A 22,252-nucleotide genomic window follows, 5' to 3' on the forward strand; every position below is an offset into this window, starting at 1 on the left:
TTTTTTGTGCGTTAAAAACCACTCTCTGCGGTTTTTGACTAGGGAATTTCGATATCTAAATCCGAGGCAGGTACACTGCAGCAGGGTAAAAACTCACCTTTACGCACAAAAGCCAGTGGTTCTTCCAGATAGCTGATTTGGCCGGAGATTAGTTTGCAGCGGCAGGCACCGCAAAAACCGGCACGGCAGTGGAAATTGACCTGTAATTTTTGTTGCTCCAGGCTGGTCAGCAAGTTCGGACTTTGCGGGTCAAAATCAAAACTGCTGCCATCCTGTAGCCGGATCCGATGCATCAGAGATCAAAGTCGCCAAAGTCAGCGCCATCAACTTCGTTATCAATCTGGCCGACCAAATAAGAACTGATCTCAGATTCCTGTGGCGCCACTTGTACGTTGTCAGACACCAGCCAGGCATTGATCCATGGAATTGGGTTTTGTGTGGTGCTGAAAATCGGCTTCATGCCAATAGCAGCCATGCGGATATTGGTAATATATTCAACGTATTGGCACAGAATGTCTTTATTAAGCCCAATCATCGAGCCATCTTTAAATAAAAACTCAGCCCATTCTTTTTCCTGCTCGGCGGCACGACGGAAAATCGCATAAGCCTGCTCTTCACATTCCTTCGCAATTTCACCCATTTCAGGGTCATCTTCACCGGCAGCCATAATGTTCAGCATATGCTGAGTACCGGTCAGGTGTAGCGCTTCGTCGCGGGCGATCAGTTTGATGATTTTGGCGTTGCCTTCCATCAGTTCGCGCTCGGCAAAAGCAAAACTGCAGGCAAAGCTGACATAAAAGCGGATAGCTTCTAACACATTTACCGACATGATGCACAGATACAGCTGCCGTTTCAGTTCTCGCAGCGACACCGAGCGGCTTTCGCCGTTAATTTGATGCGTGCCTTCACCGCACAGGTGATACAGGTTGATCGAGGCAATCAGTTCGTCATAATACCGGGTCACTTCATCAGCCCGTTCGATGATTTTTTCGTTCAGCAGAATATCGTCGAACACTTTGTGCGGCTCAGTGGTGATATTACGTACAATGTGGGTGTAGCTGCGGCTGTGAATGGTTTCGCTGAACGCCCAGGTTTCAATCCAGGTTTCCAGTTCCGGCAGCGACACAATCGGCAATAACGCCACGTTTGGCGAGCGGCCTTGTACTGAATCCAGCAGCGTCTGATATTTCAGGTTGCTGATAAAAATATGTTTTTCGTGATCCGGTAAATGCTGGAAATCAATCCGGTCTTTACTGACATCCACTTCCTCCGGCCGCCAGAAGAAACTCAGCTGCTTTTCGATCAATTTTTCGAAAATGCCATATTTCTGCTGGTCGTAGCGCGACACGTTTACCGAGTTGCCAAAAAACATCGGCTCTTTCAGCTGATCATTGTTGGTCCGGTTAAAAGTGGTATAGGTCATGGATTCTCTCGTTATTATGCGTTCAAAAATACAGGATCAGCAGTGTGGTTACTGACACAACAAAGCGGAGCACCAGGCTCCGCTCTTGCGATCGGCTTTTTATCAGATCTTACAGGCGCCACCGGCGCAGCCGTCATCTTCAGCGGCCGCAGGCTTGATATCTTCCTGCACATCAGACGCGCCATCACGGGTGTTGTGATAGTACATCGTCTTCACACCGAGTTTGTAGGCGGTCAGCAAGTCTTTCAGCAACACCTTCATCGGCACTTTACCACCGTCGAACTTGGCCGGGTCGTAGTTAGTGTTGGCAGAAATAGTCTGGTCGACGAATTTCTGCATAATAGCGACCAGGCTGATATAACCGTCATTGCTTGGCATATCCCATAACAATTCATACTGGTTTTTCAGCCGCTCATACTCTGGCACCACTTGTTTCAGGATACCGTCTTTACTGGCTTTGATACTGATGTGGCCGCGTGGTGGTTCAATACCGTTGGTCGCATTACTGATCTGTGATGATGTTTCTGACGGCATCAGCGCGGATAAAGTCGAGTTACGCAGGCCATGTTTGACCACGTCTTTACGCAGTTGCTCCCAGTCCAGCTGCAGCGCTTCGTTACAAACTTTATCCAGGTCTTTTTTGTAGGTATCAATCGGCATGATACCTTCAGCATAAGTGGTTTCATTAAACAGCGGGCAAGGGCCAAATTCCTGCGCCAGCTTGTTTGAGGCTTTCATCAGATAATACTGAATGGCTTCAAAAGTGCGGTGCGTCAGTGCATTGGCAGAACCATCTGAGTATTTCACGCCATTTTTCGCCAGATAATAAGCGTAGTTAATAACACCAACACCCAGCGTGCGGCGGTTCATCGATGCCTGGAATGCTGCAGGGATTGGGTAATCCTGATAGTCCAGCAGGCTGTCCAGCGCACGAACCGCCAGTTCTGCCAGCTCTTCCAGTTCACCTAAATGCTCGATAGCGCCGAGGTTAAAAGCAGACAGCGTACAAAGCGCAATTTCACCGTTTGGATCGTTAACGTCGTTTAATGGCTTGGTCGGCAGCGCGATTTCCAGACAGAGGTTGCTCTGGCGCACCGGGGCGAACTTCGGATTAAACGGGCTGTGTGTATTGCAGTGGTCAACGTTTTGCAGATAAATACGGCCGGTGGAGGCGCGTTCCTGCATAAACAATGTGAACAGTTCCAGCGCTTTCATGCGTTTTTTGCGGATAGAACCATCGTTTTCGTATTTGACATACAGCTGCTCGAACAGGTCCTGATCTTCAAAAAACGCATCGTACAGGCCCGGTACGTCAGATGGGCTGAACAACGTGATCATTTCATCTTTAATCAGACGCTGATACATCAGGCGGTTAAACTGCACACCGTAGTCGAGATGGCGCACGCGGTTTTCTTCAACACCGCGGTTGTTTTTCAGTACCAGCAAACTTTCTACTTCTAAATGCCACAGCGGGTAAAACAACGTGGCTGCACCACCACGTACGCCGCCTTGTGAGCAGCTTTTTACGGCAGTCTGGAAGTGCTTGTAAAACGGAATACAACCGGTATGGAAGGCTTCACCATTGCGAATTGGGCTACCCAGGGCACGGATGCGGCCGGCGTTGATGCCGATGCCGGCGCGTTGACTGACGTATTTGACGATAGCGCTTGAAGTAGCGTTAATCGAATCCAGGCTGTCACCACATTCAATCAATACACATGAGCTGAATTGGCGGGTTGGGGTGCGTACACCGGACATAATAGGTGTTGGCAGAGAAATCTTAAACAGCGACACTGCATCGTAAAAACGGCGCAGGTAATCCAAACGGGTGGCTTTTGGATAATTGGCGAACAGGCAGGCCGCGACCAGAATGTACAGGAACTGTGCGCTTTCATAAATCTGACCTGTGACGCGGTTTTGCACCAGGTACTTACCTTCCAGCTGCTTGACGGCGGCGTAGCTGAAGTTCATGTCACGGTTGTGGTCGATAAAACTGTCAATCTGGTCAATTTCTTCTTTGCTGTAATCGGCCAGAATGTGGGCGTCATAGCGTTTGGTTTCTACCATCTGCACAACATGGTCGTACAGTTTTGGCGGTTCAAACTGGCCATAAGCTTTTTTGCGCAGGTGAAACACCGCGAGGCGGGCTGCCATGTATTGATAGTCTGGCGTTTCTTTAGAGATCAGGTCGGCGGCAGCTTTGATAATAGTTTCGTGGATATCCGCAGTTTTAATGCCATCGTAAAACTGAATATGGGATTTCAGTTCAACCTGAGAGACAGATACATTTTGCAGACCTTCGGCCGCCCAGTCGATGACGCGGTGAATTTTATCCAGGTCCAGAGGTTCGCGGGTACCGTCTCTTTTGGTTACGTATAATGGCTGATTCATTGCGAAAGAGTTCCGTCTTAGTTGTAATTTTTAGGGTTGTCGCTGACTGCTGTCAGGCTGCCTGCCCGCAAGAGAAGGGCTATCCGGCGCCTTGGGTGGCAAAAAAACCGGAAGCACTAGATATAGGGCTAAAAGCATAACGAATCACAAGATAAGGTGGATCAAATTCGAATGCAACCCTAAAAATTTTACTAAAATGGGCTTGATTTTTGCTATGTCAGTGGTCACTAACTTGTCAGCTTCGAGCGGTTGAACGGATCGCAGGAAGCAAGCGATCCGCACAAAAAAAACAGAATTAAATTGATCGGTTAAAAAGTAAAAAGCACTGACTGAAAAGCAAACAGCATGCGGCCAGACGTCTGCTGAAAAGCTGAGCGTTGCTGCAAACAAAGGGTAAATCCCCGGTAAGTAAAAAGCGTTTTACCACACCGAAAAAAACCGCCAGAGCGGCGGTTTATTATCTCAAGTCTGACAATGCCAGTAAGTGGTCGACCCGGCAATCGGCACCCCACAGCTCTGGTGTATCGGTATCAGCAATAAAACCATAGTCGGCGATGATTGACGTCATGCCAGCCCGGTTGGCCGCTTCGATATCCCGTTCGGCATCACCGATGTACCAGCAGTCTGCAGCCGGCACACCCATTTTATGTGCTGCGACCCACAAAGGTACCGGACTGGGTTTACGCTGATGCAGACTGTCGCCGCCAAGCAGAATTTGGCATTGTTCCATACCGCGCATTTGCCTGAGCATGGCTGCTGCCAGTTTATACGGCTTGTTAGTCACAATGCCCCAGGGGATTTTGCGCGCGTTCAGCAACGGCAAAAATTGGTCGGCGCCGCCAAACAGCTGGCTGTGCACCGTTAAATGCTGCTGATAATACGCCAGCAGCTCGTTGCGCAGTTGGGTAAATGGCAAGTCATGCAGCGCGTCGGCAAAACCAAGCTCCAATAACCCTTTGGCACCGTGTGACGCCACAGGCCGGTATTGTTGTGCAGCTACAGGCGCAAAGCCATATTTGACCAGCACATGATTCAGCGCCGCGCCTAAATCATCGGCGGTGTCGACTAAAGTGCCGTCTAAATCAAACAAAACCGCCTTGGCTGGCCGCAGCACCTGACCGGTTTTCACAGAGATCAGCATGGTTTACGCGCCACCACAAAGTAATTGACGTCGACGCCATCACCAATGCGGAAGCTTTGATTGAGCGGGTTATAGTGCAGGCCGGTACAATCAACCAGCTCAAGGCCGGCCGCTTCAATAAAACGCATCAGCTCAGAAGGGCGAATAAATTTCTGGAAATCGTGGGTGCCTTTGGGCACCAGTCTCAATAAATGCTCGGCGCCGAGGATGGCAAATAAATAGCTTTTGGCGGTTTTATTTAATGTGGAAAACACCAGCGTGGCGCCTGGCGCGGCTAAATCCGCACAGGCCTGCACCACAGAAGCCGGTGCCGGCACGTGCTCGAGCATTTCCATGCAGGTGACCAGCTCAAATTGCGCTGGATGCGCAGCGGCAAACTGCTCTGCGGTACTTTGCTGATAACTGACACTGACGCCGGCTTCCAGCGCATGTAACTTCGCCACCGTCAATGATTCCGGCGCCATATCGATGCCGGTCACCACAGCACCGGCTTTTGCCATGCTCTCTGCCAGAATACCGCCACCACAGCCAACATCAATGACCTGTTTGCCAAACAAACCCTGCAGCTGATCGCTGATGTAGCTGAGCCGGGTCGGATTTAACTGATGCAGCGGTTTAAATTCACCGGCCGGGTCCCACCAACGGGAAGCCAGCTCATTAAACTTATTAATTTCAGCCTGATCGACATTGGCAGGCGCGGGAGAAGTGAACTCAGTCATAAGGCAGTCCAGGAGAAATTTGCGGCCATTATAAAGGCTTAGTCTGAACACGCAATCCACCGGCAAAACCAGCGCGAAAAAGTTGCCACACATGATCATGGCAACATGGCGCTATTGTGTTAGAATCCCCGGTTCGTGGTTTGCCGAGATAACAACTACACGCAAGCCAACCCACTGATTTTAAGGGATATAACGCTTTTTATGACAAATCTGGCCAAAGAAATTGTTCCCATCAATATTGAAGAAGAATTAAAGAACTCTTATCTGGATTACGCGATGAGCGTAATCGTCGGCCGGGCGCTGCCGGATGTGCGCGACGGTTTAAAGCCAGTGCACCGCCGTGTTTTATTTGCGATGAAAGAACTCGGTAACGACTGGAATAAAGCCTACAAAAAATCTGCCCGTGTGGTCGGTGACGTCATCGGTAAATACCACCCGCACGGTGACAGCGCTGTGTATGACACTATAGTCCGGATGGCCCAGCCGTTTTCTCTGCGTTATATGCTGGTTGATGGCCAGGGTAACTTCGGTTCTGTTGACGGCGACTCTGCAGCAGCCATGCGTTATACCGAAGTGCGGATGGCCAAAATCACCCAGGAATTGCTGGCTGATTTGGACAAAGAGACCGTGGATTTTGTGCCGAACTACGACGGCACTGAACAAATTCCGGCCGTATTGCCGACCAAAATTCCTAACTTACTGATCAACGGTTCCAGCGGTATCGCGGTTGGTATGGCGACTAACATTCCGCCACACAACATCACTGAAGTGATTAATGCCTGCTTGGCAATTATCGCCAATCCGGACATCACTATTCCGGAACTGATGGAATATATCCCGGGCCCGGATTTCCCGACTGCCGCTATTATCAACGGCCGCCGTGGTATCGAAGAGGCGTACCGCACTGGCCGCGGCAAAGTCTATATCCGCGCCAAAACTCATATCGAAACGGATGACAAATCCGGCCGCGAGTCGATTGTCGTCACTGAAATTCCGTATCAGGTCAACAAAGCACGTCTGATTGAAAAAATCGCCGAACTGGTCAAAGAAAAGCGCATTGAAGGCATCAGTGCGCTGCGCGACGAGTCTGACAAAGACGGCATGCGCATCGTGATTGAAGTCAAACGTGGCGAATCCAGCGACGTGCTGATTAATCACCTGTACGCCAATACCCAGATGCAGACTGTGTTTGGTATCAATATGGTGGCACTGGATCAGGGCCAACCGAAGTTACTGGGTTTAAAAGAAATTCTTGAGTGTTTTGTGCTGCACCGCCGCGAAGTGGTGACACGCCGTACCGTCTACGACCTGAAAAAAGCCCGTGACCGCGCCCATATCTTGGAAGGCCTGGCAATTGCGCTGACCAATATCGACGAAATCATCGAACTGATTAAAACGTCGAACAGCCCGTCAGATGCCAAATCTGGTTTAGTCTCACGCGGCTGGAAACTTGGTAACGTGCAGGAAATGCTGGAGCGCGCCGGTGAGAGTGCTGCGCGGCCAGAATGGCTGGAAGCGCACTTTGGCATCCGCGATGGTTATTATTACCTGACCGAGCAGCAGGCTCAGGCCATCCTGGATTTACGTCTGCATAAATTAACCGGCCTTGAGCACGAAAAAATCCTCGGCGAGTACAAAGAGCTGCTGGATTTAATCGCTGAATTGCTGCATATCCTTGCCAGTTCGGTCCGGTTGATGGAAGTGATTTGTGAAGAATTAGAAGCGGCGAAACTGCAATATGGCGATGCCCGTCGTACTGAGATCCAGGACAATGCGCTGGATATCAATATGGAAGACCTGATCGCCGAAGAAGATGTCGTTGTGACCTTGTCGCACTTGGGTTACGCCAAATATCAGGCGCTGACCGATTATGAAGCGCAGCGTCGCGGTGGCCGTGGTAAAGCGGCAACGACTGTCAAAGACGAAGACTTCGTCGACCAGTTACTGATCGCTTCCACGCATGACACAATTTTGTGCTTCTCAGACCGTGGCCGCCTGTACTGGTTGAAAGTGTATCAATTGCCGCTGGCATCACGTCAGGCGCGCGGTAAACCTATCGTCAACCTGTTGCCGCTGGAAGAAAACGAGCGCATCACCGCCATTCTGCCGGTGCGTGAATACGAAGAAGGTAAGTTTGTCTTTATGGCGACCGCTAACGGTACCGTGAAGAAAACTGCGCTGACCGAATACTCACGGCCACGTTCGAACGGCATTATCGCCGTGAACCTGAACGAAGGCGACCAGTTGATTGGTGTTGATATCACGGACGGCAACAGCCAAATCATGCTGTTCTCTGATGACGGTAAAGTGGTTCGCTTCCACGAGGAACAAGTGCGAGGTATGGGCCGCACCGCAACCGGCGTACGTGGTATCAAGCTGCGTGAAAACGGCTCTGTGGTGTCATTAATTGTGCCGAAGTCGGATGGCGCTATTCTGACTGTAACTGAAAACGGTTATGGCAAACGCACACCGTTAGACCAGTATCCAGAGAAGAGCCGTGCAACGCAGGGGGTGGTGTCGATCAAAGTGTCAGAGCGTAATGGTCTGGTGGTTGGCGCCGTGCAGGTAAACGCGCTCGATGAAATCATGCTGATCTCGAACAAAGGCACATTGGTGCGGACACGCGTGAAAGAAGTGTCACAAGTCGGTCGTAATACCGCTGGTGTCATTCTGATCCGTACGCAGGAAAATGAAAAAGTCGTTGGCGTACAACGTATCGACGAAATTCAGGACGCTGAGGAGCTGGCCGCGGCAGAGGCAGAAGTGCAGCAGCTGGATGCGCAGAACCGGGTCGATGTTGAAGTCGAAGCGGATACCGCGGACGACTCCGAAGAGTAAAACGAAAAGGCACCTGCGGGTGCCTTTTTTCTGTCTGCGGGTTTCTGCCGGTCGTAAAATGCGATACAGTGAGCCTCATAAAAAGAGCCATCCAGATGGCGAAAATTGCTGCAGTGCCGGTACTTCGATAATAACAAAACCGCCAAAGTCTGCCGCCAGGTCCCAAGCCCGTTTTAATCCGCGAATATTATGTTTGACGCAATGAGGTAAAAATGACGACCTATAACTTTTGTGCCGGTCCGGCAATGTTGCCGGTGGAAGTGATGCAGCAAGCACAGGAAGAGCTGATCAACTGGCATGGCCGGGGTTGTTCCATTATGGAAATGAGCCATCGTGGCAAAGACTTTATCAAAGTCGCGGCACAGGCAGAGCAAGACTTACGCGATTTATTACAGGTGCCGGCCAATTATAAAGTGCTGTTTATGCACGGTGGCGGCCGCGGCCAGTTTTCTGCGGTGCCGCTGAATTTACTCAAAGCCGGGCAGAGCGCTGACTACATCGTTTCCGGCGCCTGGTCGAAAGCCGCAGCTGAAGAAGCGCACAAATTTGGCACTATTGCGGTTCAGGGCATAGCGCAAAAAACCGAAAACGGCCTGCGTAGCCTTAAAGCGCCGGCAGACTGGCATCTGGATGCAAAATCCGCGTTTGTGCATTTTTGCCCGAATGAAACCGTCGACGGCCTCGAATTTACTGATTTGCCGCAAACACAAGTGCCACTGGTAGCCGACTTATCTTCAACGATTTTATCGCGGCCTATCGATGTCAGCCGTTATGGCGTCATTTATGCCGGCGCGCAGAAAAATATTGGCCCTTCAGGCCTGACGCTGGCGTTGGTAAGAGAAGATCTGTTACCGCCAGCCGGAGCCGCTATTCCGGCCGTGCTGGATTATCGTCTGGCCGCGGAAAACGACTCAATGTTTAACACACCACCGACTTATGCCTGGTATCTGGCGGGGTTAGTGTTTCAGTGGCTCAAACGTCAGGGTGGCGTCGAGGCGATGGGCAAGCTGAATCAACTGAAGGCGCAGACGCTGTATAACTATGTCGACCAGAGTGATTTTTATCGCAATGATGTCGATACGCGTTACCGTTCCTGGATGAATGTGCCGTTTTTGCTGGCCGATGAGCGCCTCAACGACAAGTTCGTTGCTGAAGCTGAAACCAATGGTTTATTGGCGCTGAAAGGGCATCGGATGGTCGGCGGCATGCGCGCCAGTATCTACAATGCGATGCCGCTGGAAGGCGTGCAGACGCTGGTGACTTTTATGCGTGAATTTGAGCGGGTGAATGGCTGATGAAGACCTTAACTCTGCATAAAATCAACGGCGTACAAGGCACAGTACATTTACCGGGTTCAAAGAGTATTTCCAACCGGGTGTTGCTGCTCGCCGCATTGGCAAAAGGCGAAACCCACATCAGCAATCTGCTGCACAGCGACGATATCGAACATATGCTCAATGCACTGACCGCTTTGGGTGTGTCGTACCAACTGTCTGACTGTAAAAGCAAGTGCGTGGTTCAGGGCCTTGGTGGTTTATTTAATCATCCGGCGCCGCTGGAACTTTTCCTCGGTAATGCCGGCACTGCGATGCGGCCATTAACGGCTGCGCTGGCAGCATCGAATGTGGATGTGACGCTGACCGGCGAGCCGCGGATGTACGAGCGGCCTATAGGGCATTTAGTCGACGCGCTGCACCAGCTTGGCGCCGATATCAGCTACTTGCAACAGGACGGTTTCCCGCCGTTGCAGATCCGCGGCAAATCGTTAAGCGGCGGCACTGTCAAAATTAACGGCAGTATTTCCAGCCAGTTTTTAACTGCGGTGCTGATGGTGGCACCTTTATTAGCCGCAGACAGTGCAATCGAGATTGTTGGTGATTTAGTGTCTAAACCCTATATCGATATCACGCTGGCATTGATGAGCCGCTTCGGTGCCACCGTCGATAACCAGAATTATCAGAAGTTTGTCATTGCGGGTCGCCAACAGTATGTGTCACCAGGCAATTGGCTGGTCGAAGGCGATGCGTCTTCCGCCAGTTATTTCCTTGCTGCAGCTGCGATTGGCGGCAGTGTCAAAGTGACCGGTATTGGCAAAGACGCGGTACAAGGCGACATCCGCTTTGCTGATGCGCTGGAAGCAATGGGCGCGACTGTTGAATGGGGCGATGACTATATTTCGGTTACGCGGAACCAGCTAAACGGCATTGATCGCGATTACAACGCCATTCCGGATGCGGCCATGACCATTGCCACCACAGCGTTATTCGCCAAAGGCCCGACGCTGATCCGCAACGTTTATAACTGGCGCGTCAAAGAAACCGACCGTTTGCATGCGATGGCGACGGAACTGCGTAAAGTCGGTGCCGAAGTGGAAGAAGGTGAAGACTACCTGAAAGTGACGCCACCGGCACAGATCCAACACGCCAGTATCGCCACCTACAATGACCATCGCATGGCAATGTGTTTCTCAATGTTGGCTTTTGCCGATTGTGGTGTGACTATTGAAGATCCGGATTGCACCCGTAAAACATTTCCGCAGTATTTTGAAGTGTTTAACGGCTTAGCAACCTAAAACGCGTAACCAATATCAAGTGACGCTAAGGCGCGGTTTTTCTTAGAGAAACCGCGCTTTTTTTAACATTTGTCTGTATAATGCCGGCCTTTAGTGGTTTTACCAGTTATCTGGAGGCAGCATGCAGAGTATTCCGGTCATCACGATTGACGGCCCCGGCGGTTCCGGTAAAGGCACAATTTGCCGTCTGGTCGCCCAACAACTGGGCTGGCACCTGCTCGACAGCGGTGCAATCTACCGGGTACTGGCGCTCGCAGCGATTCATCACGACATCGCTGCCGATGACGAAGAAGCACTGCAACCTCTGGCAGCACACCTGGATGTACAGTTTAATTCGGATGATGCCGGTCATGTCCGTATTACGCTGGAAGGCGAAAACGTCACTCATACTATCCGCACCGAAGAAGTCGGCTCCGTCGCCTCAAAAATTGCCTCTTTACCACGGGTGCGTGAAGCCTTATTACGCCGGCAGCGCGCCTTTCGCGAAGCGCCGGGTTTAGTCGCCGATGGCCGTGATATGGGCACTGTGGTTTTCCCCGGCGCTGAAGTGAAAATCTTCTTAACAGCCGCGGCTGAAGAGCGCGCCAAACGGCGTTATTTAGAGTTGAAACAAAAGGGCCATGATGTTAACATCGGCGACCTTTTGAGCGAAATTCAGGCAAGGGACGAGCGCGATATGAATCGTGCAGTGGCGCCGCTGAAACCGGCTGCCGATGCGTACCTGCTGGATTCGACCGATAAATCTATTGAACAAGTGTTGGCAGAAGTCCTGAGCTTCATGAAGAAGCAGTTGAACCAGGCCTGACATTACTTTGGACAGCCGCAGACAAGGATGCCTCGCGGTAAATTAAGCAACCCCACCCAATATGGACCTAAGGTGGAGCAACTAACCGAAACAGTGAAAAATGACTGAAAATTTTGCACAATTATTTGAGGAAAGCCTCAAGACTATCGAAACTCGCCCAGGTTCAATCGTTAAGGGCACCATCGTAGCAATCCACAAAGACGTAGTACTGGTTGACGCCGGTCTGAAATCTGAAGCTGCGATCCCGGTTGAACAATTCAAAAACCTGGCTGGCGAGATTGAAGTGAACGTTGGTGACATCATCGACGTAGCTCTGGACGCAGTTGAAGATGGTTTCGGTGAGACATTACTGTCTCGCGAAAAAGCCAAACGTCACGAGTCCTGGGTACGCCTGGAAAAAGCCTGTGAAGAAAAAGCTACCGTTATCGGTGTTATCACTGGCAAAGTTAAAGGCGGTTTCACTGTCGAAGTTGACGGTATCCGTGCATTCCTGCCTGGTTCATTAGTCGATGTCCGTCCAGTACGCGACACGCTGCACTTAGAACACAAAGAACTTGAGTTCAAAGTCATCAAATTAGATCAGAAGCGTAACAACGTTGTAGTTTCTCGCCGCGCTGTTATCGAATCTGAAAGCTCAGCTGAGCGCGATACTCTGCTGCAAAACCTGGAAGAAGGCATGGAAGTCAAAGGTATCGTTAAGAACCTGACTGACTACGGTGCATTCGTTGACCTGGGTGGCGTAGACGGCTTACTGCACATCACTGACATGGCTTGGAAACGCGTTAAGCACCCAAGCGAAATCGTCAATGTTGGCGACGAAATCCCAGTGAAAGTTCTGAAGTTCGACCGCGAGAAGCAACGCGTTTCTCTGGGTCTGAAACAGATGGGCGAAGATCCATGGGCAGCTATTGCTTCTCGTTACCCAGAAGGTGCTCGCATCACTGGTCGCGTAACCAACCTGACAGATTACGGCTGCTTCGTTGAAATCGAAGAAGGCGTTGAAGGTCTGGTACACGTTTCAGAAATGGACTGGACTAACAAAAACATCCACCCATCTAAAGTTGTTAACTTAGGTGATTCAGTGGAAGTTATGGTTCTGGAAATTGACGAAGAACGTCGTCGTATTTCTTTAGGTCTGAAACAGTGCAAAGCCAACCCATGGGAAGAGTTTGCTAAAGGCTTCAACAAAGGCGACCGCGTTTCCGGTAAGATCAAGTCAATCACTGACTTCGGTATCTTCATCGGTCTGGACGGCGGCATCGACGGCCTGGTTCACCTGTCAGACATCAGCTGGAATTCAACTGGCGAAGACGCCGTACGTGAATTCAAGAAAGGCGACGAAGTGTCTGCCGTTGTTCTGCAAGTTGACCCAGAGCGCGAGCGTATCTCTTTAGGCATCAAGCAATTAGACGAAGACCCGTTCAACGGCTATCTTGCTGATAACAAAAAAGGTGCTATCGTTAAAGGTACAGTGACTGCAGTTGACGCGAAAGGCGCAACAGTATTACTGGAAGGCGGCGTAGAAGGTTATGTTCGCGTTTCTGATATCGCTCGTGAGCGTATCGAAGATGCAACTACTGCGCTGAAAGTCGGTGAAGAAGTTGAAGCTCGCCTGATGGGTGTTGACCGCAAAAACCGCGTGATCAGCCTGTCAATCAAAGCCAAGTTCGAAGCTGAAGAGAAAGAAGCGTTAGAATCAATCAAGCAGGACGATTCTGCTTTTGGTGGTAACGCAATGGCTGAAGCATTCAAAGCAGCTCAGAAATCTGAGTAATTGATGCAAGCCGGTCGGTTGGGGCATTTGCCTCAACCGGCATTTTCCAGCAACAGTGTAAGCGGAGTCCTTATGACCAAATCTGAGTTGATCGAAAAGTTAGCAACTGATTTTCCTCATATCCAGGTAAAAGATGTTGAGTCCGCCGTTAAAGAAATTCTCGAGCAAATGGCCGGTTCTCTGGCAGCCAATGAGCGCATTGAGATCCGCGGCTTCGGTAGTTTCTCCTTACACTTCAGAGCTCCACGGGTAGGTCGCAATCCGAAAACCGGCGACAAAGTTGAACTTGACGGTAAATACGTCCCGCATTTTAAACCAGGTAAAGAATTACGCGACCGCGTCAAAGAAAATACCTGAGTCTTGTCCGCGCTGAAACAGCGACGGTGCTAACGGAGCCGAGTTTGAGAAAGCTGATTTTTTTCCTGTGTTTTTCTGTGCTCATCCTGATTGGTCTGTTTTTCGGCTCAATCAACCAGCAAGTCGCTGAATTAAATTATTTTATTGCCAAAGCTGAGCTGCGGGTTGTCGATATCGCCCTTTTATTTTTGCTGCTTGGCTTTGCTATTGGGCTGAGCCTGTCTTTGACCATTCTGGTGAAGTTGCGTACCAAACGCTGGATTAACCGGGCGATGAGCAAGACCTAATCCTATGCTTGAACTGCTATTTCTGTTGTTGCCTGTTGCCGCCGCTTATGGCTGGTTTTTTGGCCGCAACAGTCTGCGGCAGGAAGAGCTGAAAAACAAAGCTAACGTCGCGAAAAACCTGTCCTCCGGGTTAAATTTCCTGCTGACCGATCAGGAAGACAAAGCGATTGAGCAGCTGCTGCAACTACTCGATATCGAAGCGGCCACCATCGATACTTATCTGGCGCTTGCCAATTTATTCCGGCGCAAAGGCGATTGGGATAAAGCTATCCGCATTCATGAAAAACTGCATCAGCTGAAGCTTCCTAAAGCACAGGCCCAACAAATTCAGCTGGAACTGGCCAAAGACTATTTCTCCGCCGGCTTATATGACCGCGCAGAAAGTTTGCTGCGTAAGCTGGTCGATAGCGACCCTCTGCAGGAAACCGCATTAAAACAACTGTTTGCCATCTTTGTCGTGACGCATGACTGGCATAAAGCCGCTGACTTTGCGCCGCAGGTCGATAAAACCGATTCGCGCTCGCTGCGTATTGCGCTCGCCAATATGCGCTGTGAAGATCAGAAAAAGCCGATGGATGTGATGGCGCTGCGGATTCTGGCACAAAAATATCCGCAGGCGATCCGGCCACGCCTGCAGCTGGCAAGACAGTTATTAGCCGAGCAATCTTTAACAGACGCCGCCGTCGCATTTAAATCGGTACTGACACAAAAACCGCAATGGGCCGCCGATATTCTGCCTGAATTGCAACGCTGTCAGTTACCGGAAGAAGAATGGTATCCGCTGTTGAGTCAGCTGGTGCATAAAAATAAGAATATCACCGCGACTATCTTCTTGTGTGACTGGCTGGTACAAACTGGCTCGCCGGCCGCGGGCGAGCAGCTGCTGCTGGAAAAACTGCAGCAACAACCGAATATCCGCTTGTTTCAGCGTTTGCTGCAAGTCCGACAGCTGAACCAACCTGCACAGATGGAAGCCTTGCAGGCCATCGATGGCTTGGTGCGTGCTTATCTTGATACTAAAATCCTGTATAGCTGCCGCAATTGCGGCTTTAAAACCCGGCAGCAATACTGGTTATGTCCGTCGTGCCAGCAATGGGAGACGGTTGAACCTCTGGGCGGCATCGACGGCCGCTAATCTTGTCCTTTCAGTTTGTGGAACTATCGTTATGCAATTAAGCCCTGTTGTGGTGGCGCTGGATTATGAAGACCAACGCGCAGCATTAAATCTGGTGAGCCAGCTTGACCCGGCGTTGTGCCGGCTAAAGGTCGGTAAAGAGATGTTTACCCATTTTGGCCCAGATTTTGTCCGTGAACTGCAACAACGCCGCTTTGACGTTTTCCTTGATTTAAAATTTCACGATATTCCAAACACAGTGGCTAAGGCGGTAAAAGCCGCTGCAGATCTTGGCGTCTGGATGGTAAACGTGCACGCCAGTGGCGGTAGCCGGATGATGGTTGCGGCGCGTGAGGCCTTACAAAGCTTTGGTGCAGACAAACCGCTGCTGATTGCTGTTACTGTGCTGACATCGATGGAGCAGGCTGATTTACTGGAATTAGGCATCACATTGACGCCTGAACAGCAGGTGCTGAAACTGGCGGGCCTGACACAGCAAGCGGGCCTTGATGGCGTCGTTTGTTCGGCGCATGAAGCCAGCCTGCTGAAACAGCAGTTCGGTAAAGCTTTTCAGTTGGTGACACCAGGCATTCGTCCGGCTTTTGCCGGTGCAGACGATCAAAAACGTGTGATGACGCCGGCACAGGCTGTAGCAGCTGGAGTGGATTACATGGTCATTGGCCGGCCTATCACAAAAGCGGCAGATCCGCTTGCCGCCTTACAGGCGATTTATCAGGAACTCCAGGCGAGTTAACCTAAGGATGTTTTATTGGATGCAGTCAACCTCAATATTCTGATTTTTGGTGCGCTGTTCACCGTCAGTATTATTGCAACTCTGATCTCAGCGCGCTTTGGTGCGCCTTTGTTGTTGATATTTCTGCTGATGGGCATGTTGGCCGGTGAAGATGGGGTTCTGGGCATCCAATTTGCAAATCCTGACGTGGCGCTGCTGATAGGGTCAGTCGCGCTGGTTATTATCTTGTTTGATGGCGGGATGCGCACGCATCCTGACCGGGTCAAAGTGGTGTTAGCACCCTCTGCGGCGCTGGCGACTGTCGGCGTCGTCATTACCTGTCTGATTTTGGGCCTCGCGGCCATGTATCTGTTTAAGCTCACTTTATTAGAAGGCTTGTTGCTTGGGGCAATTCTAAGCTCGACCGACGCCGCTGCGGTGTTTTCTATTTTTCAGTCGGCCGGTCTTAATATCAAAGAACGGGTGGCGTCGACACTGGAAATAGAGTCGGGCAGTAACGACCCGATGGCTGTGATGCTGACTTTTACGCTGGTCAGCGTGGTCGCAGGTGAAGCGGCGCTTGGCTGGAGCACTATGCTGGTGTTTGTGCAGCAGGCGCTGGTCGGTGCTTTGTTTGGTTGGGCTGGAGGCAGGGCGCTGATTTGGCTTTGCCGTAAGTTACCGTTAAGCCCGGCATTTTTCCCGTTATTTGCTATTTCCTGTGCCTTGTTGCTGTACGGTCTGACTAACCAGTTTGGCGGCAGTGGCTTTTTGGCCGTGTACCTTGCCGGTTTTCTGGTGGGCAATGCGCGGCTTGCCCCAGTGCAACATATTCTGCGTTTGCAGGATGGTTTGGCATGGCTCAGTCAAATTATCATGTTTTTGATGTTGGGTTTGCTGGTGACGCCAACTGATCTGCTGGACTATCTGCTGCCAGCTATCTCGCTGGCGCTGGTGATGATCTTCATCGCGCGGCCGCTTGCCGTGGTGCTGAGCCTGCTGCCGTTTCATTTCCCCAAACGTGACCAGATTTTTATCAGTTGGGTAGGGCTGCGCGGCGCTGTGCCGATTATCCTCGCATTAATTCCCTGGCTTGCCGGCGTGCCCAATAAAGATTTGTACTTTAACGTGGCGTTTTTCGTGGTGATTGTATCGCTGTTAATTCAGGGCTGGTCGATAGCGCCAGTCGCGCGTTGGTTAAAACTGGAAGTGCCAAAAGCCCCCGGCGCAGATTATGTGATGCCGCTGGAAGTCGCACAAAGCAAAGACGTGCTGCAGGTGTTAGCGTATCAGGTAAACGCCGATTCACCGGTACTGGACACCGACTGGACCATGTTACCGGTGCCATCTTCAGTACAGTTTTTAGGTATAGTGCGCCACGGCGAGTGGATCCAATGCCTGGATTGCACACGTTTTAAAGCTAACGATACGCTAATGGTGATGGCCAAAGCCGCTGACAGTGCAGTGGTCAGCGAAGTGTTATCCAGTTACGCGGCTGAGGCCAGCCAAAGCAAACAAGACTTCTTCGGTGAATTTGTCCTCAACGGCCAAATCACACTGGCCGATCTAGGCGCTTTCTACACCATAGATTTTGGTCAGTTGGACCCAACACAATCCATCTCAGACTATATCAGCGCGCGCTTTTTCCGCCGCGTCGTGGTTGGTGACGACGTCCAGCTCGACCAACTCATTTTGACTGTGCGGCAAATTGATGAACAAGATCGTATTTTGCAGGTTGGTATAAAGCCGGCTTGAAAACCGGTGTTTCACAGGTATCTGTAGCTGGTGCATTAGGAGAGTTATTCATGATAACTTTCATGTACTTACTAGATATACTAAATGTCCCATAATGAAAAGATTACGTTAAATAACAATGACTTAAAAAAGGCCCGTTTACAAAATCGGGCCTTTCTGTTTTTATGTGATTCTATTAACAATCGTTCCAAAATGGAACAAGGTCCGGCTATTACTGTGCCGGACTAGTAGTTTCGGTTCAGTCTGAGCAGTTGACCCTGAAAGATACTTTTATTAACCGTTGAGTTCATGGATGAAGATGAAATACCTCAAACTCGCTGTTTTGTGTTTTCTGTTAGTACCTTCAGTGTCGAATGCTAACAAGTACAGCCTCCGCGGAAAAAACACGAAAGCGGAAGTGATAGAGCTTGGCATAGTAGTTAGGAACGTTACAGCTGATAGCGGCGTGAGCCTGATAAATGCAAAAGCAGGGATTCAAACCTTCGAAGTCAAAACAGATAAATTTAAACCGTGCCAACCGCAAAGAGTTGGTATAACACTTTATATTCCACCTCAAGGCATCATATTTTCAGGTGAGTTGAATGAGGTTTCCCATGGTAATTTTAAATTTCGTATCCGAAGTGGCGAAGAGGACAGTGTGTTACTTACTGTCGTGTGTAGCGGAAAAAATAATTACACGTTTCCATTGGTTAGCTAATTTATTTTTTGTTTAAGGAGGAATGTTTGGATTCTTTAAGTGTTTCTGTTTTTACCGGGGTTGTTGCTGGTTTGATCACTAGTGCATTTTTAATTGTGCTTAGACGCATCTGGATAAATACGTTAGTGCCTGCATGGGAAGATGCAGTTTATAAAGATGTAAAAATAGAGGGAAGATGGAAAGCGTCGCTTAATTTATATTCGGTTGATCCAACAAGGGTTCGTTCTCTAATAAGTAGAGCAAGAGCCTCGGAAAGAGAGAAAGTTCTTGCAGAAATTGAAAGAGAAAAAGTAGATGGCGGTGATAGTAAACAGGTAAATAATGTAAAAAAACCTTCTGAAACTAATCATGGAAAAGACAGAAAAGTAACTATTACACGCAAAGAACCACTTATAGACGAGTTTATTTTGACCCTAAAACGGACAGGTCACAATATAGAAGGAACTATGTTGTGTACAAAAGGCGAAAACGAGGGTAGAGCATACAATTTAAAAGGTTCGCTACGTAATTTAATACTTTCTGGGGTGTTTGAATCCGAGTCGAGATCGATGTTAGAGCGTGGAAGTATTTCTTTAGTTCTTGCAAATAATGGTTCGGCTTTGGTTGGGTATCTGTTGGTGTATAGTGATGATGAGCATGTAATTAGTCCTATGAAAATTGAATGTAAGAGAGAGTCTTGATTCATTCAAAATAACATAAATCATAAAGTATTAAGGTTGCAGAATTAAATGAGCAAGTACTATCCTCCGAAGTTAAATGAAGCATCTTTTAATTGTGCTCTTTGCGGTGTTTATGCCAAACAAGAGTGGGATACCTTAGCAATTACTTCTAGTGTTGGGCCTAACAAATATACAGATTTCAAAAGCAGTAGATGTTGTCATTGCGTTCAAAGAAGTTACTGGTTTCTGAACAGAATGATTGTTCCATCCGAAGCTCCAGTGCCACCTCACCATGTCGATACCCCCGCATCTTGTGTAGATTTGTACAATGAGGCAAGAGACATAGTCAGTAGGTCCCCAAGAGCGGCTGCAGCTTTGTTAAGGTTATGCGTTCAGAATTTAATGATTGAACTAGGTGAAAAAGGCAAAAATATTAATGATGATATTGCTTCGCTCGTTAAAGGCGGTTTGCCTGTTGAGGTGCAACAGGCGTTAGATTATTGTCGTGTGATTGGTAATAACGGTGTTCATCCTGGGGAGATTGAATTAACTGATAGACCAGAGATGACACATAGCCTTTTTGAAATGATAAATTTTATCATCGAAGATAGGATTGCTAGACCTAAAAAAATTAGAGAGCTTTACAACACTTTACCTGAAGGCGCTTTAAACGCGGTAAAGAAGAGAGATGGTGATTGAGATTTGTACATTAAATGTTTTAGTGAGTCGGAAAATCATTCATTTTTCAGGGAGAAGCTTCGCTTCGGCGGCCAGCTGGCACTGGCCTTGAGTTACCGCGCTCCGCGCTACATCAGGGGGCTTTGCCCCCTAATAACCCCAGCCCGTTTCGTTGATAGCTCAGACCCAGAAGCAAAAAAGGCCCGATTGGGCCTTTTTGTTTGAGTCACTTTAAGCGGATTTCGTTTGGGTCATGCTCAGCCAGCCAGTCTAGCAAGGCTTTATCCATCCGAGTCTGCCAGCCAGTACCGGTGGCTTTGAACTTATTAATCACTTCCTGACTATAACGGACAGACACCAGTTGCTTTACAGGCTCTTTTTGCTGACCGCGTCCGCGGCCAGACAAAGTCGAGCGTAAAGCAGCAGGCAAACCAGCAAAAGACACTGATTTTTCCACATCACCGGCAGACCACTCTGGATTCTCGTCCAGTGGCAGGTCAGACACTGCTGGTTTTTTCATATTCGACTACCTCTCGCTTATTCGCTTTGCGAAAGCTGATGACGCGAATGCCACCGGCGATTTCAGTAAACACAATGGCATGCACACGGCTAGCTAATCCAATCAGGCAGGCCCAGCGCCCGAATTCGGGTTTCGCCATAGTCTTGGCGATCATCAATGCATTTGTGGCTTTGTAAAAAGCTGACAAAAGCGAAGCAGGGCGCTGATTTTATTAGTCTTTTAACGACAATTCTGTCTGGATTTTCTGTTGAATTTCAGTTACCTGGTAGTTGGCTTGTGCCGCGAACCGTATCAATGGTAATCCCGCGCTGGCACATGCGGATGCGATCACAAAATCCCGTTTTTGGGTTTTACCTTTTTGATGGCTTTTGTCATCCAGTTCAATCACTGCAATGACTTCAAGCGTTTGTTTGTTGCACAGCACAAAATCAAAATGCTTAGCGGAAATTTTATTAAAGGCAATTTTCCAGTGGCTTTTGTTCAGGCCTTTGCCTGGTAACAAAATATCAGCCACCCGGACTTTGCCAAAAACTCGGTATTGATCGGCAATTGCTAAATCCAGCACGCCAAGAAAAGAACGCTCAGCGGGCGTAAACAGCGTTTTGTTCAGAACATAAGGATAAGGCTGGCCAGCTGCGTTGTTTTTGCCAAATAACAGCTTCAGCACGATAAGCAGCAAAATAGCGCCGAAAAATATCAGTACAGCATCAGACATAAAGCTCTCCATAGCGGTGAAAATTCAACAGTGCTTGGGACGCAAACCAGCGCAGCACTAAAGGCAATTTGCCATAGATCATCAACACAGAAAAGTCTTTAACTTTGACTAAGTTAGCTAGCAAAACCAAGGTTAGCATTTCACATAATCAACACATTAACGGACATATAGTGGCACTGATCCACAACGGTGATTGTTTGAATTGAAAAATTGCAGATAGCTGGCAAGTTCTGTGGATAAAACGGTGATAACTTTTTAAATTAGAAAAATGCATATAATATTGATATTAATAGAAATATAGCTGTTTTGATATCATATATAATATCCCATAATGTATATTATGTTAAATGCAGTGATTAAGTCTTAACTTGCTAGCACACCACTTTATCCTGACACACTTCAGGCTGTTCCCCAAACAGATATTCTATTAATTTAACGTTTCCGTCTAATTTTCGCGGTTTGATGCTGATTTTACTCAGTTTTCTTCGGCTGCTGAAAATTCGTTTTTAATAACCAAATGGAATTTATAGAGTTATAACGATGCAAATAAAATCTAAAGAAGATAGCCAATTATTATTCCTAACCGGCTTTTGTAAGACTGTGATCAGCAAAACTTCCGTCAAAACTGTGCCTGATCTGAGCAAAATCGCCGCCTTCTTTTTGGTGAGCATTCACACTGCCAGGCGCTGGTTGCGCGATGGCCTGCCAAAAAAAGTAACCCATCAGCTGAAAATGCTCAGCTCCGGGCACCTGTTACCGCCCCCATGGCAGCGGGCTCAATTGACGATCTGCGCCGAAGGGATCGTTTTACAGAATGGCCGCATCCTTGATTTGGCCTGCATTCAGTTCTGGCCCTTTATTGCACCTCATGTGGACTGGAGCCGTGTGCCGTCACTCGTGATCCAACGCATGCGTTAGAGAAACCGCACGCCCTGGGTTCCGCCACAAAGCCCGTTTTTCATTTCATTTTTAAAATGGGCTATATCATTGTTTTATATGCTATTTCTCAAACAGCCTTTTAACTGGCTTCAGTGAAAAAACCCACGAAATCCACGAAAATCGTAATGAATTGAA

Annotated in this window: 21 protein-coding genes; 14 read left to right on the forward strand and 7 right to left on the reverse strand. The window is 49.0% G+C overall.

Features of this window, described 5'->3' with window-relative positions:
• Window positions 1-38: 38 nt before the first annotated feature.
• From yfaE to ubiG, 5 genes are all read right to left on the reverse strand, one after another.
• Complete coding sequence (yfaE, locus tag ABNT34_RS11635) at window positions 39-293, reverse strand: class I ribonucleotide reductase maintenance protein YfaE (RefSeq protein ID WP_348731794.1); 255 nt, start codon at window positions 291-293, stop codon at window positions 39-41.
• The gene (nrdB, locus tag ABNT34_RS11640; protein ID WP_348731796.1) at window positions 293-1,423 is read right to left on the reverse strand and encodes a class Ia ribonucleoside-diphosphate reductase subunit beta; all 1,131 of its coding nucleotides are present in this window, start codon (window positions 1,421-1,423) and stop codon (window positions 293-295) included. The genes yfaE and nrdB overlap by 1 nt, the downstream gene beginning before the upstream one ends.
• A 102-nt stretch (window positions 1,424-1,525) precedes the next feature.
• Window positions 1,526-3,814, reverse strand: coding sequence for a class 1a ribonucleoside-diphosphate reductase subunit alpha (nrdA, locus tag ABNT34_RS11645; RefSeq protein ID WP_348731798.1), 2,289 nt, complete (start codon window positions 3,812-3,814; stop codon window positions 1,526-1,528).
• A gap of 457 nt (window positions 3,815-4,271) precedes the next feature.
• Window positions 4,272-4,955 (reverse strand): HAD-IA family hydrolase, encoded by a 684-nt coding sequence (locus ABNT34_RS11650; protein ID WP_348731800.1) that lies wholly within the window; start codon window positions 4,953-4,955, stop codon window positions 4,272-4,274.
• Entirely contained in the window at window positions 4,949-5,674 is a 726-nt protein-coding gene (gene ubiG / locus ABNT34_RS11655) for a bifunctional 2-polyprenyl-6-hydroxyphenol methylase/3-demethylubiquinol 3-O-methyltransferase UbiG (protein WP_348731802.1), read from the reverse strand. Before ubiG ends, ABNT34_RS11650 begins: the two co-directional genes overlap by 7 nt.
• A 201-nt stretch (window positions 5,675-5,875) precedes the next feature.
• Here ubiG and gyrA point away from each other — a divergent pair, with 201 nt between their 5' ends.
• The 13 genes from gyrA (at window position 5,876) to ABNT34_RS11720 (ending at window position 19,964) form a co-directional block, all read left to right on the forward strand.
• Window positions 5,876-8,512, forward strand: a complete 2,637-nt coding sequence (gene gyrA, locus ABNT34_RS11660; protein WP_348731804.1) for a DNA topoisomerase (ATP-hydrolyzing) subunit A — start codon at window positions 5,876-5,878, stop codon at window positions 8,510-8,512.
• A 212-nt stretch (window positions 8,513-8,724) separates the two neighbouring features.
• Window positions 8,725-9,807, forward strand: coding sequence for a 3-phosphoserine/phosphohydroxythreonine transaminase (serC, locus tag ABNT34_RS11665; protein ID WP_348731806.1), 1,083 nt, complete (start codon window positions 8,725-8,727; stop codon window positions 9,805-9,807).
• Entirely contained in the window at window positions 9,807-11,084 is a 1,278-nt protein-coding gene (gene aroA / locus ABNT34_RS11670; protein WP_348731808.1) for a 3-phosphoshikimate 1-carboxyvinyltransferase, read from the forward strand. Before serC ends, aroA begins: the two co-directional genes overlap by 1 nt.
• Window positions 11,085-11,205: 121 nt before the next feature.
• Window positions 11,206-11,889: a (d)CMP kinase gene (gene cmk, locus ABNT34_RS11675; protein WP_348731810.1), complete on the forward strand. Its 684-nt coding sequence runs from the start codon at window positions 11,206-11,208 to the stop codon at window positions 11,887-11,889.
• 100 nt (window positions 11,890-11,989) lie between these two features.
• Window positions 11,990-13,663, forward strand: coding sequence for a 30S ribosomal protein S1 (rpsA, locus tag ABNT34_RS11680; protein WP_348731812.1), 1,674 nt, complete (start codon window positions 11,990-11,992; stop codon window positions 13,661-13,663).
• A gap of 72 nt (window positions 13,664-13,735) precedes the next feature.
• Entirely contained in the window at window positions 13,736-14,020 is a 285-nt protein-coding gene (gene ihfB, locus ABNT34_RS11685) for an integration host factor subunit beta (protein ID WP_031564422.1), read from the forward strand.
• 44 nt (window positions 14,021-14,064) lie between these two features.
• Window positions 14,065-14,307, forward strand: a complete 243-nt coding sequence (locus ABNT34_RS11690; protein WP_031564423.1) for a lipopolysaccharide assembly protein LapA domain-containing protein — start codon at window positions 14,065-14,067, stop codon at window positions 14,305-14,307.
• Between the two features lie 4 nt (window positions 14,308-14,311).
• The gene (locus tag ABNT34_RS11695) at window positions 14,312-15,442 is read left to right on the forward strand and encodes an N-acetylglucosaminyl transferase (protein ID WP_348731814.1); all 1,131 of its coding nucleotides are present in this window, start codon (window positions 14,312-14,314) and stop codon (window positions 15,440-15,442) included.
• Between the two features lie 31 nt (window positions 15,443-15,473).
• On the forward strand, window positions 15,474-16,175 hold the full coding sequence (pyrF, locus tag ABNT34_RS11700; RefSeq protein WP_348731816.1) for an orotidine-5'-phosphate decarboxylase: 702 nt from the start codon (window positions 15,474-15,476) through the stop codon (window positions 16,173-16,175).
• Window positions 16,176-16,190: 15 nt separating this feature from the next.
• Window positions 16,191-17,909: a potassium/proton antiporter gene (locus tag ABNT34_RS11705; RefSeq protein WP_348731818.1), complete on the forward strand. Its 1,719-nt coding sequence runs from the start codon at window positions 16,191-16,193 to the stop codon at window positions 17,907-17,909.
• 298 nt (window positions 17,910-18,207) lie between these two features.
• Window positions 18,208-18,606: a hypothetical protein gene (locus tag ABNT34_RS11710; protein ID WP_348731820.1), complete on the forward strand. Its 399-nt coding sequence runs from the start codon at window positions 18,208-18,210 to the stop codon at window positions 18,604-18,606.
• Between the two features lie 26 nt (window positions 18,607-18,632).
• Window positions 18,633-19,286 carry a hypothetical protein gene (locus tag ABNT34_RS11715; RefSeq protein ID WP_348731822.1) on the forward strand — a complete coding sequence of 218 codons (654 nt, stop codon included), beginning with the start codon at window positions 18,633-18,635 and terminating at the stop codon, window positions 19,284-19,286.
• Window positions 19,287-19,334: 48 nt separating this feature from the next.
• Window positions 19,335-19,964, forward strand: a complete 630-nt coding sequence (locus ABNT34_RS11720) for a DUF4145 domain-containing protein (RefSeq protein WP_348731824.1) — start codon at window positions 19,335-19,337, stop codon at window positions 19,962-19,964.
• A 205-nt stretch (window positions 19,965-20,169) separates the two neighbouring features.
• Here ABNT34_RS11720 and ABNT34_RS11725 read toward each other — a convergent pair whose 3' ends face one another.
• Together ABNT34_RS11725 and ABNT34_RS11730 are read right to left on the reverse strand one after the other, a co-directional pair.
• Complete coding sequence (locus ABNT34_RS11725) at window positions 20,170-20,463, reverse strand: BrnA antitoxin family protein (protein WP_348731826.1); 294 nt, start codon at window positions 20,461-20,463, stop codon at window positions 20,170-20,172.
• Window positions 20,464-20,674: 211 nt separating this feature from the next.
• Window positions 20,675-21,178 (reverse strand): DUF2726 domain-containing protein, encoded by a 504-nt coding sequence (locus ABNT34_RS11730; protein WP_348731827.1) that lies wholly within the window; start codon window positions 21,176-21,178, stop codon window positions 20,675-20,677.
• 540 nt (window positions 21,179-21,718) lie between these two features.
• Between ABNT34_RS11730 and ABNT34_RS11735 the strand changes: the two genes are divergently transcribed.
• Window positions 21,719-22,096, forward strand: coding sequence for a hypothetical protein (locus ABNT34_RS11735; RefSeq protein ID WP_348731828.1), 378 nt, complete (start codon window positions 21,719-21,721; stop codon window positions 22,094-22,096).
• Window positions 22,097-22,252: the final 156 nt, after the last annotated feature.

The organism is Rheinheimera texasensis, assembly GCF_964031785.1.
In the GTDB taxonomy this organism is placed as follows: Bacteria; Pseudomonadota; Gammaproteobacteria; order Enterobacterales; family Alteromonadaceae; genus Pararheinheimera; species Pararheinheimera texasensis_A.